The 17134-nt window shown below is 54.0% G+C and carries 17 protein-coding genes and 2 pseudogenes; 16 read left to right on the forward strand and 3 right to left on the reverse strand.

Translation table 11 applies throughout. The features are described 5' to 3' along the window. Positions 1–21: 21 nt before the first annotated feature. The 6 genes from mobA (JCM15764_RS09280) to JCM15764_RS09305 all read left to right on the forward strand — a co-directional run bounded on the left by mobA (JCM15764_RS09280) (position 22) and on the right by JCM15764_RS09305 (position 3970). Entirely contained in the window at positions 22–684 is a 663-nt protein-coding gene (gene mobA, locus JCM15764_RS09280; protein WP_054694981.1) for a molybdenum cofactor guanylyltransferase, read from the forward strand. Further along, the gene (locus JCM15764_RS09285) at positions 684–848 is read left to right on the forward strand and encodes a twin-arginine translocase TatA/TatE family subunit (protein ID WP_054694984.1); all 165 of its coding nucleotides are present in this window, start codon (positions 684–686) and stop codon (positions 846–848) included. Before mobA (JCM15764_RS09280) ends, JCM15764_RS09285 begins: the two co-directional genes overlap by 1 nt. 294 nt (positions 849–1142) lie before the next feature. Further along, entirely contained in the window at positions 1143–1715 is a 573-nt protein-coding gene (locus tag JCM15764_RS09290; RefSeq protein WP_054694987.1) for a quinol:electron acceptor oxidoreductase subunit ActD, read from the forward strand. 200 nt (positions 1716–1915) lie between these two features. Beyond that, complete coding sequence (locus JCM15764_RS09295; RefSeq protein WP_054694991.1) at positions 1916–2836, forward strand: ATP-binding protein; 921 nt, start codon at positions 1916–1918, stop codon at positions 2834–2836. Next, a complete protein-coding gene (locus JCM15764_RS30610) occupies positions 2833–3105 on the forward strand; it encodes a DUF4143 domain-containing protein (protein WP_054694996.1) in 273 nt (90 codons plus the stop codon). The genes JCM15764_RS09295 and JCM15764_RS30610 overlap by 4 nt, the downstream gene beginning before the upstream one ends. A 451-nt stretch (positions 3106–3556) precedes the next feature. Next, positions 3557–3970, forward strand: a complete 414-nt coding sequence (locus tag JCM15764_RS09305; RefSeq protein WP_054694999.1) for a type II toxin-antitoxin system MqsA family antitoxin — start codon at positions 3557–3559, stop codon at positions 3968–3970. Between the two features lie 84 nt (positions 3971–4054). Here JCM15764_RS09305 and JCM15764_RS09310 read toward each other — a convergent pair whose 3' ends face one another. Then, a complete protein-coding gene (locus JCM15764_RS09310) occupies positions 4055–4969 on the reverse strand; it encodes a hypothetical protein (protein ID WP_243688656.1) in 915 nt (304 codons plus the stop codon). Between the two features lie 386 nt (positions 4970–5355). Here JCM15764_RS09310 and fdnG point away from each other — a divergent pair. From fdnG to mobA (JCM15764_RS09340), 6 genes and pseudogenes are all read left to right on the forward strand, one after another. Continuing rightward, a pseudogene (gene fdnG / locus JCM15764_RS28080) lies at positions 5356–8525 on the forward strand (formate dehydrogenase-N subunit alpha). Positions 8526–8530: 5 nt separating this feature from the next. Continuing rightward, on the forward strand, positions 8531–9307 hold the full coding sequence (locus JCM15764_RS09325) for a 4Fe-4S dicluster domain-containing protein (RefSeq protein WP_054695005.1): 777 nt from the start codon (positions 8531–8533) through the stop codon (positions 9305–9307). Next, positions 9300–9911 carry a formate dehydrogenase subunit gamma gene (locus JCM15764_RS09330; RefSeq protein WP_054695008.1) on the forward strand — a complete coding sequence of 204 codons (612 nt, stop codon included), beginning with the start codon at positions 9300–9302 and terminating at the stop codon, positions 9909–9911. Before JCM15764_RS09325 ends, JCM15764_RS09330 begins: the two co-directional genes overlap by 8 nt. Before the next feature lie 2 nt (positions 9912–9913). Further along, on the forward strand, positions 9914–10642 hold the full coding sequence (locus JCM15764_RS09335; RefSeq protein WP_054695011.1) for a formate dehydrogenase accessory protein FdhE: 729 nt from the start codon (positions 9914–9916) through the stop codon (positions 10640–10642). Next, a complete protein-coding gene (locus tag JCM15764_RS26390; protein WP_279384350.1) occupies positions 10585–10755 on the forward strand; it encodes a formate dehydrogenase accessory protein FdhE domain-containing protein in 171 nt (56 codons plus the stop codon). Before JCM15764_RS09335 ends, JCM15764_RS26390 begins: the two co-directional genes overlap by 58 nt. Further along, positions 10745–11419, forward strand: a complete 675-nt coding sequence (gene mobA, locus JCM15764_RS09340) for a molybdenum cofactor guanylyltransferase (protein WP_054695152.1) — start codon at positions 10745–10747, stop codon at positions 11417–11419. The genes JCM15764_RS26390 and mobA (JCM15764_RS09340) overlap by 11 nt, the downstream gene beginning before the upstream one ends. 110 nt (positions 11420–11529) lie before the next feature. On the opposite strand, the gene JCM15764_RS22610 is transcribed toward mobA (JCM15764_RS09340), so the two are convergent. Together JCM15764_RS22610 and JCM15764_RS22615 are read right to left on the reverse strand one after the other, a co-directional pair. Further along, positions 11530–12642, reverse strand: a complete 1113-nt coding sequence (locus tag JCM15764_RS22610; RefSeq protein ID WP_243688662.1) for a hypothetical protein — start codon at positions 12640–12642, stop codon at positions 11530–11532. Positions 12643–12706: 64 nt separating this feature from the next. Further along, on the reverse strand, positions 12707–13282 hold the full coding sequence (locus tag JCM15764_RS22615; RefSeq protein WP_243688663.1) for a hypothetical protein: 576 nt from the start codon (positions 13280–13282) through the stop codon (positions 12707–12709). Positions 13283–13897: 615 nt separating this feature from the next. On the opposite strand from JCM15764_RS22615, the pseudogene fdhD reads away from it, so the two are divergent. The 4 genes and pseudogenes from fdhD (at position 13898) to cysT (ending at position 17106) form a co-directional block, all read left to right on the forward strand. After that, a pseudogene (gene fdhD, locus JCM15764_RS09350) lies at positions 13898–14604 on the forward strand (formate dehydrogenase accessory sulfurtransferase FdhD). A gap of 102 nt (positions 14605–14706) precedes the next feature. Further along, entirely contained in the window at positions 14707–15168 is a 462-nt protein-coding gene (locus tag JCM15764_RS09355; protein ID WP_054695013.1) for an RrF2 family transcriptional regulator, read from the forward strand. 75 nt (positions 15169–15243) lie between these two features. After that, complete coding sequence (locus tag JCM15764_RS09360) at positions 15244–16248, forward strand: sulfate ABC transporter substrate-binding protein (protein ID WP_243688664.1); 1005 nt, start codon at positions 15244–15246, stop codon at positions 16246–16248. A 30-nt stretch (positions 16249–16278) separates the two neighbouring features. Beyond that, entirely contained in the window at positions 16279–17106 is an 828-nt protein-coding gene (gene cysT / locus JCM15764_RS09365) for a sulfate ABC transporter permease subunit CysT (protein ID WP_054695016.1), read from the forward strand. The last annotated feature ends 28 nt before the right edge of the window (positions 17107–17134 follow it).

Raw genomic sequence — 17134 nt, forward strand, 5'->3', positions numbered from 1 at the left:
CACTCTCTAAACAGGATCGTCATGCATCTCAGCAACTTTAGGACCCAGAGTACCAACGTCACCGGCGTCATCCTCGCCGGTGGCGCCTCCAGCCGTATGGGGAGCAACAAGGCCCTCCTCCCTTACCGGGGAGGGCGTTTCATCGAGGCGATCCATCGCCAGCTGACGGCGATCTTCCCCGAGGTCATCGTTGTTACCAACACACCGGAGCAGTACCGGTTTCTCCCCTGCCGCACGGTGGGAGATATCTTCCCCGGCATGGGGGCGCTGGCCGGCATCCATGCCGGGCTCTTCCACAGCACCACCCCGGCCATCTTCGCCGTCGCCTGCGACATGCCCTACCTGGATGACGAGCTGATACGCTACCTTGCCGGGCGCTATAATCCAGCCGGTGTGGTGATTCCCGAAAGCGACGGCGGCCTTGAACCGCTCCATGCGGTATATGGGCGCGGCTGCCTGGATGCCATGGAGAAGAGCCTGGCAGCAGGGAAGAAGCGGGTGGTTTCCTTTTTCGATGCGGTTCCCGTGGAGGTCGTGCCGGCCGATCTGGTGGCCTGTTTCGACGGAGGGTTCAACTCTTTCCGCAACATCAATACCCCCGCCGACTACTTCAGTCTGCGCGGGGAGCATACGGTCGTCCACAGCAGTAACAACAGCAGCGCCATAAGCAAAAGGAGAGAGTAATGTTCGGATTCGGCATGCCCGAAGTCATTATCATCGGCATAATCGCCCTGGTGGTGGTTGGCCCGTCGAAACTGCCCCAGTTGGGCCAGGCCCTGGGGAGCAGTATCAGGAACTTTAAGAAAGCCAGCCAGGGCGAGGATATGGCGAAGATCGAGAAGGAGTAGGGGGGAGGGGAGGTCATTTTCGCCGCTGAGCCGTTTGGGAATGCAAATTTGCTATTCCTTTTGCCAAGTTACAGTGTTTATTAATGTATTGGCGGGGCGGAATGACAAGGCTTCTTATAAACATCTGGGTGTCACCCTTTTGGTATCGAATTTAATGGCCGAAAGGTCTCTTGTTACAGGGCCTGTCCATAATTAAACTTAACTTGTATTCTTTGCGATCTTTGCTCTCATCTGAGAGATAAAGCAGGCTGGAGTGGCTGTAAGGCGAGTATTACAGGGAAAAAGGAGGTAATTATGGCAGGAAAGAACACGGCAGTTTATGGGATCTACACCAATAGGGCGGATGCGGAAGATTGTCTGGACGCATTGCGTGATGCAGGGTTCAGAAGCACGGATATTTCGGTTCTCCTACCTGAAAATGTGGGATCGAAGGATTTTGCCCATGAGAAGCACACCAAGGCTCCGGAGGGTACGGCAGCCGGGGCCGGGACAGGCGCAGCAATAGGTGGCGCTTTGGGGTGGCTTACCGGCATAGGAGCGCTGGCCATACCCGGCATTGGACCATTCCTCGCGGCCGGGCCGATTGTTGCCCTTCTGGCCGGAGTGGGGGTAGGCGGAGTGGTAGGGGGCATAGCAGGTGCACTGGTGGGAATGGGAATTCCCGAATATGAGGCTAAGCGTTATGAAGGCCGCGTAAAGGAAGGGGGAATACTCATGTCGGTCCATTCCGACAATTCGGAATGGACCGACCGGGCAAAGGAGATCCTGGCGCGTACCGGTGCCCGTGATGTCTCATCCCACGGGGAAGCCAAAGCGGATTTCGCCAAGAGCGACAAACCCGAATTCCGGGGCGGATCGCAGGTATAAGGTTACAGCTTCGATTTTTATTACAGGGGCAGGGCTGGTCATAGCCTGCCCCTGTAGCCATTTAATCAACATATTCCCTTAGCCTCCCAAGAAGAATTGTACTCCATAGCAGATTAGGAGGGTTGAGTCTTCCCTATGATTTGTCAACTACATTGCAAATTTGCATTGTATTATTGCAATGTAGTTGATATAAATACGTCATGGACAGCATCAAACGATCAATAACCGACACCATAATCACCCGTCTGAACCATGAGCAGGTTGTGGCCCTGACCGGTGCGCGTCAGACAGGCAAGACCACGCTTTGCGAAATGCAGCTCCCAGAACGGCTTGACCTTTCGTTTACCTACATCTCCTTCGACGATCCCGACGAACGGCTTCGTTTTCAGCGCTCGGCCGTGCAGATCCTGGAAAGCATTACGACACCGCTGGTGGTGCTTGACGAGGTGCAGAAAATCCCGCAATTGTTCGACCCGCTGAAGCTGGTGGTAGACCGGGAACGGAAAAAACCTGCCAACGCACGGAAACGCTTCGTTTTGACCGGATCGTCGCAATTGCTGATGATGAAGAACATTCGCGAGACCCTGGCCGGTCGGGTGGCGCTCTGCCAGATGTACCCGTTTTCCCTCTTTGAACTGACCGGTGGCGGCGAATCACCGCTTCTCTCCCGAATATGGCAGGATCAGGCGATTTCACCACAGGACGCCGGGCGGCTCTCCCTGGTTTCACCTCAACAATTGCGTACCCTGCGTGGGATGCGGGACGAACATCAACGATGGGGCGGCTATCCGCCAGTGTGGCAGCGCACGGGAGAAACGGAGCGGTTGAACTGGCTCAAGGACTATCGCAAAACATACCTGGAGCGGGATATTGCCGATGTGGGGCAGGTGGCGAACATCGATACCTTTGCCCTGGCGCAGAAGCTGTTATGCAGCCGCACCGCAAATCTGTTTTCAATCAGCGAAGTGTCGCGGGATCTGGGAGTGGCGGTCAATACCATCAAGCGCTATCTGGAACTGCTGACCATGTCGTTTCAGTGCGTTCTGCTCCCCCCTTGGCATGAAAACGTCAGCAAACGGCTGGTCAAGAGTCCGAAACTCTTCTTCCGGACGTGGGGTTGAACAGGGCCATTGTTGGGGAGCTTTCCATCAGTCGCGGCGCAGCCTACGAAAGCTGGCTTTGCACCGAACTTTTGAAGTGGAAGCAGCTCCAGCCGGTGGAGCCGGAGCTGTATTTCTACCGCACAGCCGCTGGACTGGAGGTGGATTTTCTTCTGGCGAGTGAGCACGGAATTATCCCCATCGAGACCAAATCATCGGAACGGGTGACCGCAGCAGACGGCAGAAGCGTGGAGACGTTCATGCGGAACATCGGGATGCGGCCAAAGTAGGGTTGGTGGTCTATCCGGGAGATGAGGTTGTCGAATTGCGCCGGAATGTCTGGGGGGTGCCGGACTGGTATCTGCTGGGGGCGCTGTAACTATTGCCGTTGGCAGAGCCAGGATATGACGATGCAGGAGACAATTGCGAGGTATTTCGGCAAGAGATGCTGTAGGGGGTTGTGACGCGACAACAGGACTCGGATCAGCCGGTGTTTCCATCGCTGTACGTAGAGGCGAGGAGTTGATGAAAAGAGATCCATCACTGCGGGAACGGATTGTTCTGCCAGATTAGCAAGATAGCAAGGGAATTATTAGGGGGCACGTTTTCAAATCACAAATTTGGAATTTGGAGACGCGACCCTTCTTCTTTTCCCGACCCTTCTTCTTTTCCTTCTGTATGTGAAATTCACAGCCGACACCATAACCGAGTTCCTGCTGCTGTCGTTCAAGGAGAAGAACCATGAATAATCCCGTCTGCCCGGAAACGGGTGCGCCAATGTATCGCGGGGTACGTCCAATGACTCTTACCTACAAAGGCGAGAGCCTCACTTTCGATATGCCTGGCTGGTACTGTGATCAATCGGAGGAGAGTATACATACCGGTGAGGATATGAAAATTTCCGATCGGAAGTTGAATCTCCTCAAAGCCAGAAGTGAAAAATTGCTGGAGCCGGATGAAATTCGCCGTGTCCGCAAGAAGCTTCATCTTTCCCAGGAAGAGGCCGGTCTCTTAATAGGCGGCGGCCCAAGGGCTTTCCAGAAATATGAAAGCGGTGATTTACTGCCCAGTCGGGCGATAAGCAGTGCCCTGGTATTGCTGGATCATGACCCGGCAGCATTGTCGGTGCTTAAGGCACACCGAAAAGCAGCCTAAATAATGACTTTCGGGGGAAACCAGTTCAGTTCTCTATTCTCTCCGATTTGCTTGGGGCAAAGGCGTGGGCATTTCTCGCCGCCCCTAGTCTTTTTTTCTCGCTTTCTCAATGGTTTGCCATTCCCGGCCATCACGGCGCAAAGTGGTATCTTTAAGTTTGTCTTCCAATACCCTGTAGACAATTTTTTCATTGCTTAATTCAAGAACTTCAATTTTAAAATCTTTGAATCTAATCTCTTTCGCGCCGGTTTCGTATACAAGGTTTTGGAAGAAGGATGGTCTTGCTAGATCGTTCCAGGTATATTCCCTGTACATGAGTGAGATGGTAACGTTGTTAATTCCTCCATAAATAAGCTCAAGATTATTGTCACCAATAGTTATGTCATCAGAGTCGTAGTTATTAAACCCGCTACATGGGGTGGACTTTTTTGTTATTTTCATGGTGGTGTTTGCTGGGTCTAAAACCACATCTTTCAATAGGTACATGCTGCTACTATCATGATTATCAACGAAAGCATATCCAGTAAAAATTTTGCCATTGTCATCGATCAATAAGCCATAATCCTTGCCATTTTCACTACCAATCCAAAACACAGAATATTCGGCGTTGTTGATTTTAGTGACATAATTAAATGGATATTGCTTTTGACTTGAACCCGATACTTTCAGACTTCTGTCAATGAATCGTTCCGTATATTTAGCGGATACGGAAAAGTCACTAGACGGCTCAAGACACACTCCTTTGACACTAGGGTGATTTTCATCAAATTCTCGATAGATATCCCTGATTTTAATTATAGGCTCGCCGATATGAACGGTTTGCGGTTCGCCCAAGGTGTAGTTTTTCAGGTAGGCATGCTGCACCAGATCTTTTGAACAGCCAGTTAGGGCCAGCAATAATAGAAAACAGACTAATTGTCGCACGATAATTCCTCCATATCTTTTCTTAAGGAACTTAGGGATACTCCCCATATTTCTCTGTTGCAGCCGTAAACCCACCAATTATTCCAACCTTCCCATCGTCTCACGAATGAAAACCCACCAATTGACGCGCACTATAAACCCGATTCTAACGATTGTCAAAGGGCGATACACCCCATTTTATCAGGCAGATCCTGTCTCCATGGGACAACCTTCTTTCAAGTCTACGAAAGAAAAAACGGAAATAGCTAAAGCTCCGGCAGGGATGTGACGATATTTTAATATGCAGCGTTATATATCGTTTCTCTAGTCCAATAAAACAATGTCATATTGATTTGCAACTAAAAATAGCCATTGCAGGGGCGGTAATAATTGCTGACTTGAGAATATAAAACATAGTATTATAATGACGTAAACCAGGTTGCCATGTGATTGCAGACTTTTTCCACGAAGGAGGTTGTGCTATGGCAGTTTCTCGAAGGAATTTTCTCAAGCTTTCCGGGGCCGGGCTGGCGGCATCGGCGCTGGGGCTGGATCTGGCCCCGCTGGAGGCGAAGGCGGAGGACCTTCCCATCCGCTTTGCCAAGGAGACCACTTCAATCTGTCCTTACTGCTCGGTGGGGTGCGGCATGATCATGCATACCTGGGTGGGAATCTGATCAACGTGGAGGGGGACCCGGACCATCCCATCAACGAGGGGGCGCTCTGTCCCAAGGGATCAGCTGTCTTCCAGCTGCGGGATAACCCGGCCAGGGTGACCAAGCCCATGTACCGTGCCGCCGGCGCCAAGGAATGGCAGACGGTGACCTGGGACTGGGCCATGGACGAGATTGCCAGGCGGGTGAAGAAAAGCCGCGATACCAGCTTCGTTGCCACCAGCAAGATCAAGGTGAAAGAGAAGGTGGGGGCCGCCGAGGTGGAAAAAGAGGTGACGGCCACCGTCAATCGCACCATGGGCATGGCCTCGGTGGGTAGCGCCGCACTGGACAATGAAGAGTGTTACCTGTACCAAAAACTATTAAGGGGGTTGGGCCTGGTGTACATCGAACATCAGGCGCGCATTTGACACAGCGCAACTGTAGCGGCTCTGGCAGAGTCGTTTGGACGCGGTGCAATGACCAATCACTGGATAGATCTGAAGAATTCAAATGTTATTCTCATCATGGGGGCCAATCCGGCGGAAAACCACCCGGTCTCCTTCCGCTGGATATTGAAGGCCAAGGACGCAGGGGCCAAGGTTATCTGCGTCGATCCACGTTTTACCCGTAGTGCGGCCAAGGCGGACATCTATGCGCCGCTACGCTCGGGCACCGATATTGCCTTCCTCGGCGGGATGATCAACTATATCCTGCAGAACAAGCTTTACTTCGCCGATTACGTCACGCACTACACCAATGCCGCCATGCTGGTATCAGCCGATTTCAGGATGCCGGACAAGCTTGACGGCCTTTTCTCCGGGTATGACCCCAAAAAGCGCAGCTATGATGCCAAATCCTGGGGATTCCAGAGAGATGGAGCAGGTAATCCCCTTACCGACCCGACCCTCAGTGATCCGAACTGCGTATTCCAGCTTCTGAAGAAACACTACGCTCGCTATACCCCGGAGATGGTCTCCAGCATTACCGGTACCCCCAAGGAGACTCTGGTCGAGGTGTACAAGGCATATGGCTCCACCGGCGCCCCCGACAAGGCGGGGACCTCCCTCTATGCAATGGGCTGGACCCAGCATACCGTGGGGACGCAAAATATCCGGGCCATGTCCATCATTCAGCTTCTTCTGGCAATATCGGCATTGCCGGGGGCGGAGTAAACGCCCTGCGCGGCGAGTCCAATGTCCAGGGCTCAACCGACCATGGCCTGCTTTTCCATATCCTTCCCGGTTACCTGCCCATGCCGTCTGCTGATTTGAAGGACCTTGCCGCTTACAACGCCAAGTACACCCCGAAGAGCAACGACCCCCAGAGCGCCAACTGGTGGCAGAACCGCCCCAAATATATCGCCAGCTACCTGAAGGCCATCTACGGGGGCAGCGCCACCAAGGAAAATGATTTCGGCTACCAGTGGCTCCCCAAGATGGACCCGGGCATGAACGGCTCGTGGCTGATGATCTTCGACCAGATGATCAGGGGGAAATTCAGCGGCTTCTTTGCCTGGGGGCAGAATCCGGCTTGCTCGGGAGCCAACTCCAACAAGGTGCGCAAGGCCCTGGCCAAGCTGGACTGGATGGTGGCGGTCAATCTCTTCGACAACGAGACCGCCTCCTTCTGGCGCGGTCCGGGCATGGATCCCGCCAAGGTGAATACGGAGGTCTTTCTCCTGCCTGCCGCCGCCTCCTTCGAGAAGGAGGGCTCCATCACCAATTCGGGGCGCTGGGCCCAGTGGCGCTACGCGGCGGTGAAGCCCCTCGGCCAGTCCAAGGCCGACTCGGAGATCATGAACGAGCTTTTCTTCCGCATCAAGGGGCTTTATCAGGTAGAAGGGGGCGCGCTCCCCGAGCAACTTACCAACCTGACCTGGAACTACGGCTTCAAACGGGCCGATGGCATAATCCGGAGCATTGATATCCATGCGGTGGCCAAGGAGATCAACGGTACCTTCATTGCTGAAGTGGAGGACAAGCCCAAGGCCAAGCCTGGAGAACCGCCGCCACCGCCACCGCAGCCGTGGGAGAAGAAACTGCTCGGCAAAAAGGGTGAGCTGATCGATGCTTCGCCAAGCTGCAGGCCGACGGCAGCACCGCCTGCGGCAACTGGATCTACTGCCAGAGCTACAACGAGAAGGGGAACATGATGGCCCGGCGGGTGAAAAAGGACCCCACCGGCCTGGGGATGTTCCCCGAGTGGTCCTGGTGCTGGCCGGTGAACCGGCGCATCATCTATAACCGTGCTTCGGTCAACCTGGAGGGCAAGCCGTTCAATGTGAAGAAGGCGGTTGTTTACTGGAACCCGCTGGCGGTTCTGCCCGACGGCAAGCTGGGCAAGTGGGAAGGGGATGTGCCCGACGGGCCGTGGCCACCAATGGCCGATGCCAAGGACGGGCGCAAGCCGTTCATTATGCGTGCTGATGGCCTGGGGGCACTCTTCGGGCCAGGCTTGAAGGATGGGCCGTTCCCTGAGCATTACGAACCCGTGGAATCGCCGGTAGCGAAAAACCTGCTGTCGAAGCAGCAGATCAATCCGGCGGTGAAAATCTTTGCCGATGGCGCTATTCCCGAGGATGTGCTGGCCTCGGCTGACAGCAAATTTCCCCTTGTGGCGACTACCTACCGGGTTACCGAACACTGGCAGACAGGCGTCATGACCCGTAACACCCCTTGCTGCTGGAACTGCAGCCAAGGCAGTTCGTGGAAATGAGCGTTGAACTGGCCAAGGAGAAGGGGCTGAAGAATGGCGATCAGGTTGTAGTTTCTTCGGCCCGGGGAAGCATCGAGGCTGTGGCCGTGGTTACGCCGCGCCTGAAGCCCATGAAGATTGGAGACCGTCTGGTGCACCAGGTTGGGCTGCCATGGTGTTTCGGCTGGTGTACACCGGGGGTGGGGGATGCGGCCAATCTGCTGACCCCGACTGCCGGGGATGCCAATACCATGATTCCCGAAACCAAGGCCTTCATGGTCACGCTGAAGAGAAGGGGGTGAGCGCCATGACCGATACCAGGAAAGGATTTCTTATAGATACTTCCCGCTGCATCGGCTGCCGTTCATGTCAGGTGGCCTGTAAGCAGTGGAACAAGCTGGATGCGGAGAAAACGGGCAAGGAGCAGGTGGGCGCCGACGCAGAGCTGACCGCCAACCTCTACAACCGCATCCATTTTATGGAAAGGGCAAGCGGCACCGGGGTCACCTGGGCCTTTTTCAACGAGCGCTGCATGCACTGCGGCGATGCCGGCTGCCTTAAGGTCTGTCCCTCGCCGGGGGCGCTCTATCGTACCAGGGACGGCATTATCGCCTATAACAAAGAAAAGTGTATCTCCTGCAAGTACTGTGTTTCTGCCTGTCCCTTCAACATCCCCCGTTATGGCGCTGACGACAAGGTGGCCAAGTGTCACGTCTGCCAGGATCGCGTCGCCGGCGGCATGGCGCCGGCTTGCGCCAAATCCTGTCCTACCGGGGCCATCACCTTCGGCAACCGCAGTGAATTGATCACCAAGGCCAAGGCCGCCAAAAAGAAACTCTACGGCGAAAATGACCTGCTCGGGCTCGGTGTGGTCTATGCACTGGAGGGGCCGCCGGCCGATTACGGTCTGCCTGCCAAGCCATCGATCCCCCTTTCCATCTTTCTCTGGAAAGATGTGGTCAAGCCTCTGGGAATCCTCGGCTTCTGGGGGAGTATCGGCGCCATGCTGCTCCACTACGTGACGGTGGGGCCGAAACGGCCTGAACATGAGAATGGAAACGGCACGGAGGAAAGACATGAGTAACTATATCGATCGTTTCAATACCAAGGAACGGGTGCTGCACTGGTTTGTCACCACCACCTTTTTTACTCTTCTTCTCTCGGGACTGGGGCTTTACTCGCGGCTTTTCACCGGCTACTTCAACCTCTTCGGCGGCGGCCAGAAAGCTATTACCATCCATAAGATCGCCGGTGTCCTTTTCTTTATCAGCTCCCTCGTTCTTTTCCTCCACAACCGTGCCAGAACCGTTGATTTCAACCGCGATGACCTGGAATGGTGCCGCTACCTTGGGGGGTACCTGAGCCGGGAAGAAATTCACCTGAAGGTGGGCAAGTTCAACGCCGGACAAAAAGTATTCGGCGTCTTCATCGGCCTGGCGACACTCTTTCTGGGCATCACCGGCATCTTCATCTGGTGGCCCCTCGCCTTTCCCCGCTGGATCGTGCAGCTGTCCCTGCTCATCCACGGTCTGCTGTTCGTGCTGTCGGCCATGTTCGTCGTTGTTCATGTCTACCTGGGAACCATCGGCAATCCGGGCACCCTTGAAGCAATGCTCTGGGGTAAGGTTTCCCGTGCCTGGGCCAAGAAGCACCATCCAAAATGGTACAAGGAAGTGACAGGGGAGTGAACATGCCCAATACAGCAGCGAAGCTTGAGTTTCTGCGCAAAACCGTCTGCGACCATCCGGAATACGGCGAGATCCTGCCGCTGTTCCAGGCCCTGTATCAGGTCATCGATGGGCAGGAAGAGCGGACAGGCATCCATTTCAATCAACCGGCCGACCATGTGCAGGAAAAAGTGAGAAATGGCTTTCCTCTTCTCACCCCTGAACACCTGGAGATCGATCCTCCCCAGACAGTCGCTTTTCTCACAGTAGTCATCGAAGCCATGTTGCAGGTGAGCAGGGAGGGACACGACGAACTGAGCCGCTTGCGGCAGGCAATCGCTTTGGGGAAACTGGACCTGCAACCACTCTTTGCCGGCTGTCTTTCCCGGGAAAGAAGCGCTGTGGAGGAAGCTGCCGCCCAATTGGAGGTCCCTTCGCCTCTCATGGAATTTGTCCTGGAAATTCCATTGAAAACTGCCCTGGGAATTTACGCCGAGGCAATCTCTCCCGAGCAGGTTTCGGGCTGGACAGAAGGGTACTGTCCAATCTGCGGCTCCAGGGCAGGCATGGGGGAAATCTGCGGAGATGACGGCAAGCGTTTTCTCTCCTGCTCCAGCTGTTTCTTCAAGTGGCCTTACAAGCGATTGAAATGCCCCTATTGCGGGAATGACGATCCGGATACCTGTCATATTTCATGGTCGGGGAAGGACCGACGCGGGTGGATGTATGCCGCAAATGCAGCAGGTACCTGAAGACCAGGGATGCCAGGATTGGTAATTCAGAAGTGCCCCTGGAAGCGGAAGACCTGGCGACCATCCACCTTGATCTATTGGCAGGCAAAGAGGGATTCGAGCGTGGCAAATGAGATACCCAACATAACCGGCGTCATATTGGCCGGCGGCACGTCGAGCAGGATGGGGAGTAACAAGGCGCTCCTTCCTTACCAGGGGCGCAGGTTGATCGAAAACGTATATGGCCACCTGGCAGCCGTTTTTACCGAAGTTCTTGTCGTCACCAATGCACCACAGCAGTACCGTTTTCTTCCCTGCATGAAAGTGAAGGATGTTTTCGCCGGCGGGGGGGCCTTGGCCGGCATTCATGCCGGGCTCTGCCAGAGCGGGAGCCCGGCCGTCTTTGTCGTTGCCTGCGATATGCCCTATCTGAACGAGGCGTTCATTCGCCACCTGGCTTCAAAAGCTGCCAGTGTCGACGTGGTTATCCCCAGAGGCCCGGCTGGTCTTGAACCGCTCCATGCCGTATACGGCCGTGGCTGCCTGGCTGCCATGGAAGCGAGCCTGATCAGGGGTGAAAAGAAGATTTCTTCCTTTTTCGGCGAAACTACCGTGGAGATCGTTACCGAGGAGCACATCACAACTTTCGACCCCGAATTCAAATCTTTCCGCAACATCAACACTCCCATGGACTACTATCGGCTGCGCGCCGAGAGGCACAGCGAAAGCCCCTTCTTCAAGCATGTGCAGCGGTACGATTCCGACTCATGCTCCCTTACTTTCTTTAATCTGATTTGACATCCGTTTGCCGTTACAGGGTCAATTACCAAGCCGCGGCAGTTTATCCTCCAGAAACAAAAAAAAGCGGGGCACAAGGCCCCGCCGAGTAAATTACAATTTTTCTGCAATCATTGCCATGCATTCATGGATATGCCCAATTGTCTACCGTAGCTGTCATGTGCTCCCAGCCAGATGTTCCCCCAGGTTATGGTGAACCTTTGCCCGGTGCTGGTTACTGGAGACAGCACTAATGATCTGCTGGTCTCGGTCGGCAGGAGTCCTGCTTCGAATCTGGCAGTGTTGCCTGCATTGTCGCCTACCCATACGGACAGCCAATCATTGGTGAGCCCGCTAGGCAGGGTCCAGGTGATCGAGTCGTTGATATCGGCATTGGTTCCCAATAGAGCATACAACTCAGTCGCTGTCGGCGAGGTGACCTTCGGGAAGCTGTCGGCCGTCAATTCTGTGCTCAGGTAAGGACGCTTGACGAGTTTTTCGGTGTAGGTTGCTGCAGGTGTGGTGCTGGTGCCGATGTACAACTCTACGGTATAAGGCTCTCCCGTGTCGGCTATTTTAGCAATATCCGCATCGGCCAATGGGTAAAGGTTACCAAAGGTTTGATTTTGACTCTGAATCTGAAATTCGTCGTAGGCAACGTTGTTGATCAGGGTGACGCCATCGACCGGCAGTCCGGTTCCCTTCACCACTGCCTTTGTAACATTCAGGCCACCACGATCTTCAATGTTAAACCGTATACCGGTAATGATCTGGGGTGTAGCACTGGTAACATGATATTCCGCCACCGGCTCGATATCTGTCCCGACAATGTACTGGTCCCCCTGCATGTACCACTTGCCGTTCTTTTTGATCATGTAAAACGCAACCGGCGCGTCCAGAGAGACCTTGCCGTTTTCAAGGACGGTAAAGGCGACTGTTGCCGTTCCTTTGGCAACGTCCATTGACTGGATCGAGATGTTGGTAAAGGAGATGCCGATCATTTCTTTGTCGGTGGTTATTTCGGAAAGGAAAGAATCCAGATTCTGACCCTGGTCCAGGAAGGTGGCGCTGTCGAAAAGGCCGCGCAGGGTTGCATTGGTTTCACTGGGCAGACTGGTGGCGAAGAGGTCGGAGAATTGTTTGAACCCGGCGCTGATGCTCTGGATGTCGGTCATGCCGGTAGCGACGTTGGTTGTGTCGGTAAGGGCGCCGGTGTAAGTTCCAGTGGCAATGTTAGAGGTCATCTGCTGCTGGGTAATGATATTTTCGATGGTGGCAACGTTGGTAGTGGGGTCGGTGGTAACTTGATCACATCGAGAGCGGCATCGAGACCGCTATGATCGGTGCTGAACGAACTCCGCAGGAGGTCGATGGAATCGCTGACGCTACTGCCTGCAGAACCGGCAGCAGCTTGGCCTTCAGGGCATCCGACTCGGTTTTCAGCTCGGTCGCGGTCAGGTTGGAAAAGTTGCCGCTTTCGAAATAATTTGAGGCCACGGTGTTAGCAATGTTGGCCACGATCAAGTCGGTGAGCGGTGTGACGTTAATAGTCCCACCCACATCTGCCGTGGTGCCGGCAGAATAGAGGTGGTACTCGTTGCCCCCAACATAGCCGTCGGCCCTGACCATGAACGGCCCGGTCATGTCCGAAACATCAACTGTGTATTTGCCGTCGGCGGCGATGGTTACCGTTTTTGTTTTGGCGGGGGTTGAACTGTCCTTGATGGTGACGGAGCCGATGATGGGTGCGCCGGCGGCTGCTGTGCCGGAGATGGTTGTTGCTGCAGGAGTGGTGCCGCCACCTCCTCCGCCACACGCGGCAAGAATCAGTGCCGAGGCGCCGGCCAGGATGAACATCTTTACGACCTGCCAAGTTTTTCTCATAGTTAAATCCTCCATGTTAGTAAAAACAACATCAATAAATGGCGTTAATGGTATACATCCGTTTATTGATATGTCAAGATTTCATAAGTCAGCAAAAATTATTTTTCTTTTATAAAAATTAACGTCATTTTAAATATTGCATTTAAAACTGAAACTGGATTTTGCAATGACAGTTTTTTTGGGGGGGACCTATAGATTTTCCTCCTCCAGTATTTGCCAAGCTGTTTCTGTGACTACCTCCTTTCATCAAAAATTCAGCGGCTTCTTCCCTTCGGCAAAATAGTCCACCTCCTGCGCGTGTTGGAGTCCGGCACTGCTTCTGCGTTTTTCTTCAGCGACTCAGCCTCCTTTCGGTAGAACAATGATTTATTGTTTACCACTATATCTCTTAGGCATTAATCTTGTCAATGGACTTGAAAACTGGTATTGTTTTGCCATTGTAAAATAGTGTTTGTATATAAAGATGGAGCGGCAGCAGCAAGCTTCCCCTTGTCTTTGTGCCGTCACTTCCGGTAAACTTCATCAATCCCCATATCAACGAGGTTCCCTTTGAACAAAGATATTCCTGTCTATCATTATGACGGCGGTGTCCTTGCCCCGGTTCAGGTCCATCCGGTGAAAGAATTTCCCTTGCAACTACTGGTCAACGAGCGTGAATTGGCGACGCTGGTTGCCTCACCCCACGACCTGCGTTTTCTGGTGGCCGGTTTTCTCAGGCTGCAGGGCTTCGTCAAAAGTCTTGACGACTTTGTCCTGTTCAGCGTCTGCAACGACTTCGGCGTTGCCAACATCCGCATTAAAGGCGAACTGCCTGACAAGTTGCGGCCGATCCTTACTTCGGGCTGCGGTACCGGGGTGACCTTCACTCTGCCGGGCTCTGACAGTGCCGGCAAAGTGTTTCAGCCTGACAACGGGCTGAGGGTTCATCCGAAGCAGTGTTTGCCCTGATGGATGATCTTGGGAGGAGGGCCGAGCAGTATCGCAGTCACGGTGGCATTCATTCTGCCGCCGTCGGCGATGGGGAAGATCTGCTCTTCTATGCCGAGGACCTAGGTCGCCACAATACCCTCGATCGTATAGCCGGCGAAGCGCTCTTCAAGGGGGTCGACCTTACCGGCAAGATGCTGGTCACCTCAGGCCGCGTCTCCAGCGAGATGGTTGCAAAGGCAGCTCTGCTGGGCATCAGCCTGATCGCCTCACGGACCTCGCCCACCGATATGGCAGCACAGATCGGCAACCAGCTGGGGATTACCCTGATCGGCTATGTGCGAGGCAGAAAATTTAATGTCTACACCCACCCCCAGCGCTTGGTTGTATCGTAATCAGTCGCAGCAATTGCCGCGGTCAGATTTACCGATAAAATTTCTTTACAAAATAATGCAAGAATGTTATTTACTATTCTATCAAGTAGATAGGGTAATATATTGATCTCCAAGAAGACAAAATACGGCTTGAAAGCGATGATTTACCTGGCAAAGGTCTATGACCAGGGGCCGGTGCTGATTGCCGATTTGGCAAGGGAAGAAAGAATCCCGAAAAAATTTCTGGAGCTGATCCTGCTGACACTGAAAAACCATGGGGTATTACAGAGCAGGAAAGGGAAAGGTGGGGGCTATTACCTGGGCAAACCCCCAAAGGAAATCAGCCTCGGCAAGCTGGTGCGGATTCTGGACGGTCCGTTGGCTCCGGTTCCCTGCGTCAGCGAGACCGCCTATGCAAAATGCGATGAATGTCTGGATGAGAGAACCTGTGGTATCCGGCTGGTGATGAAGGATGTGCGGGATGCAATAGCGGAAATTCTGGATGGAACATCGCTGGCAGACCTGCTGGAGCGAAGCGAGAAGGCAGAGCAACTGGAAAAGGGCATTTTTACGTATTGCATCTGAAAAATTTTTTACCAACAAGACTATAAAATTGATAGAGATATAATATTATAAGTAGTGAATAAAGGAGGGTAATCCATGATGACAACAATCAGTAGAGCCATTTTCTTTGCCGCTTTGGCAGTTGGCCTGCCGTTGGCAGCATTCGCACAGGTCAACCTGTTGAACGTTTCCTACGACCCGACCCGCGAACTTTACCAGGATTTCAATAGCGCCTTTGCCAAACAGTGGAAAAAACAAACCAAGGAGGATGTTACCTTCAAGCAGTCCCACGGAGGTTCCGGCAAACAGGCCCGGGCGGTTATCGATGGTCTGGATGCCGATGTGGTTACCCTGGCTCTGGCCTACGACATCGACGAGATCCATGACAGGGCAAAGCTCATCCCGCAGGCGTGGCAAAAACGGCTGCCCAACAACAGTTCCCCCTACACCTCGACTATTGTTTTCCTGGTTCGCAAGGGTAATCCGAAGAAGATCAAGGACTGGAGCGATTTGGTGAAGCCAGGTGTGGCAGTTATCACCCCCAATCCCAAAACCTCCGGCGGTGCACGATGGAATTACCTGGCTGCCTGGGGATATGCCTTGAAACAGAAGGGTGGAAATGAAGCCAAGGCAAAGGAATTTGTCACGAGGCTTTTCAAGAACGTGCCGGTCCTTGATTCGGGAGCGAGGGGCTCTACGACTACATTTGTCCAGCGCGGACTGGGAGATGTGCTCCTTGCCTGGGAAAACGAGGCGTTTCTGGCAGTTAACGAGCTGGGCAAAGACAAGTTCGAGATTGTCGTGCCGTCGGTCAGCATACTCGCCGAACCGCCGGTGACCGTGGTCGACAAGGTCGTTGACCGGAAGGGGACGCGCAAGGTGGCCGAGGCATATCTGAAGTATCTCTACACGCCGGAAGGGCAGGAGATCGCTGCCAGGCACTATTACCGGCCCAGGGACAAAAAGGTGGCGGCGAAATACGCCAAGACCTTCCCCAAAGTGAAGCTCTTTACCATCGATGGGCAGTTCGGCGGCTGGCGGAAGGCGCAGAAGGCGCATTTTGCCGATGGCGGTGTATTTGACCAGATCTACGCCAAATAAGAGTGAAGAGTGAGGGGTGAGGGGTGAAGAGTGAAGAAGAGCCAACGACATAACGTGCTTCCGGGGTTTGGCCTGACGCTGGGCTACACGATCTTTTATCTCTGTCTGATCGTCTTGATCCCCTTGTCGGCCCTGGTCTTCAAGACGGCGACCATGTCCTGGGGCGATTTTGTCGCCGCGGTGACTGCGCCGCGGGTGGTGGCCTCCTACAAGGTCACTTTCGGCGCCGCTCTGCTGGCTGCGGCAATCAATGCCCTGTTTGGCGTGCTGGTGGCCTGGGTCCTGGTGCGTTACCGCTTTCCGGGGAAGAAGCTGGTGGATGCCCTGGTGGATCTTCCCTTTGCCCTCCCCACCGCTGTAGCCGGCATTACCCTGGCTTCGGTCTATGCTCCCAATGGCTGGATCGGCAAATGGCTTGAGCCCCATGGCATCAAGGTGGCTTACACGCCCCTGGGTATTCTGGTGGCGATGATCTTTATCGGCCTTCCATTTGTGGTGCGGACGGTGCAGCCGGTCCTGGAGGAACTGGAGGCTGAACTGGAGGAAGCTGCTGCCTGCCTGGGGGCCAACCGCTGGCAGACCTTTCGCCGGGTGCTGTTCCCGGTGATGCTTCCCTCAATTCTCACCGGCTTTGCTCTGTCCTTTGCCAGGGCGGTTGGCGAGTACGGCTCGATCATCTTCATCGCCGGCAACATGCCCATGGTATCGGAGATTACACCACTTCTGATCATCACCAAGCTGGAGCAGTACGATTATGCCGGAGCTACGGCTATCGCTTCGGTGATGCTTTTGGCCTCATTTGTCATGCTCTTTGCCGTTAACCTGTTGCAGAAATGGAGTAGAAGGTTTGCCGGGTAGTAAAGGGAATTTTTAACCACGAATGACA

The sequence above is a fragment of the Geotalea toluenoxydans JCM 15764 genome (genome assembly GCF_001311985.1).
Taxonomy (GTDB): domain Bacteria; phylum Desulfobacterota; class Desulfuromonadia; order Geobacterales; family Geobacteraceae; genus Geotalea; species Geotalea toluenoxydans.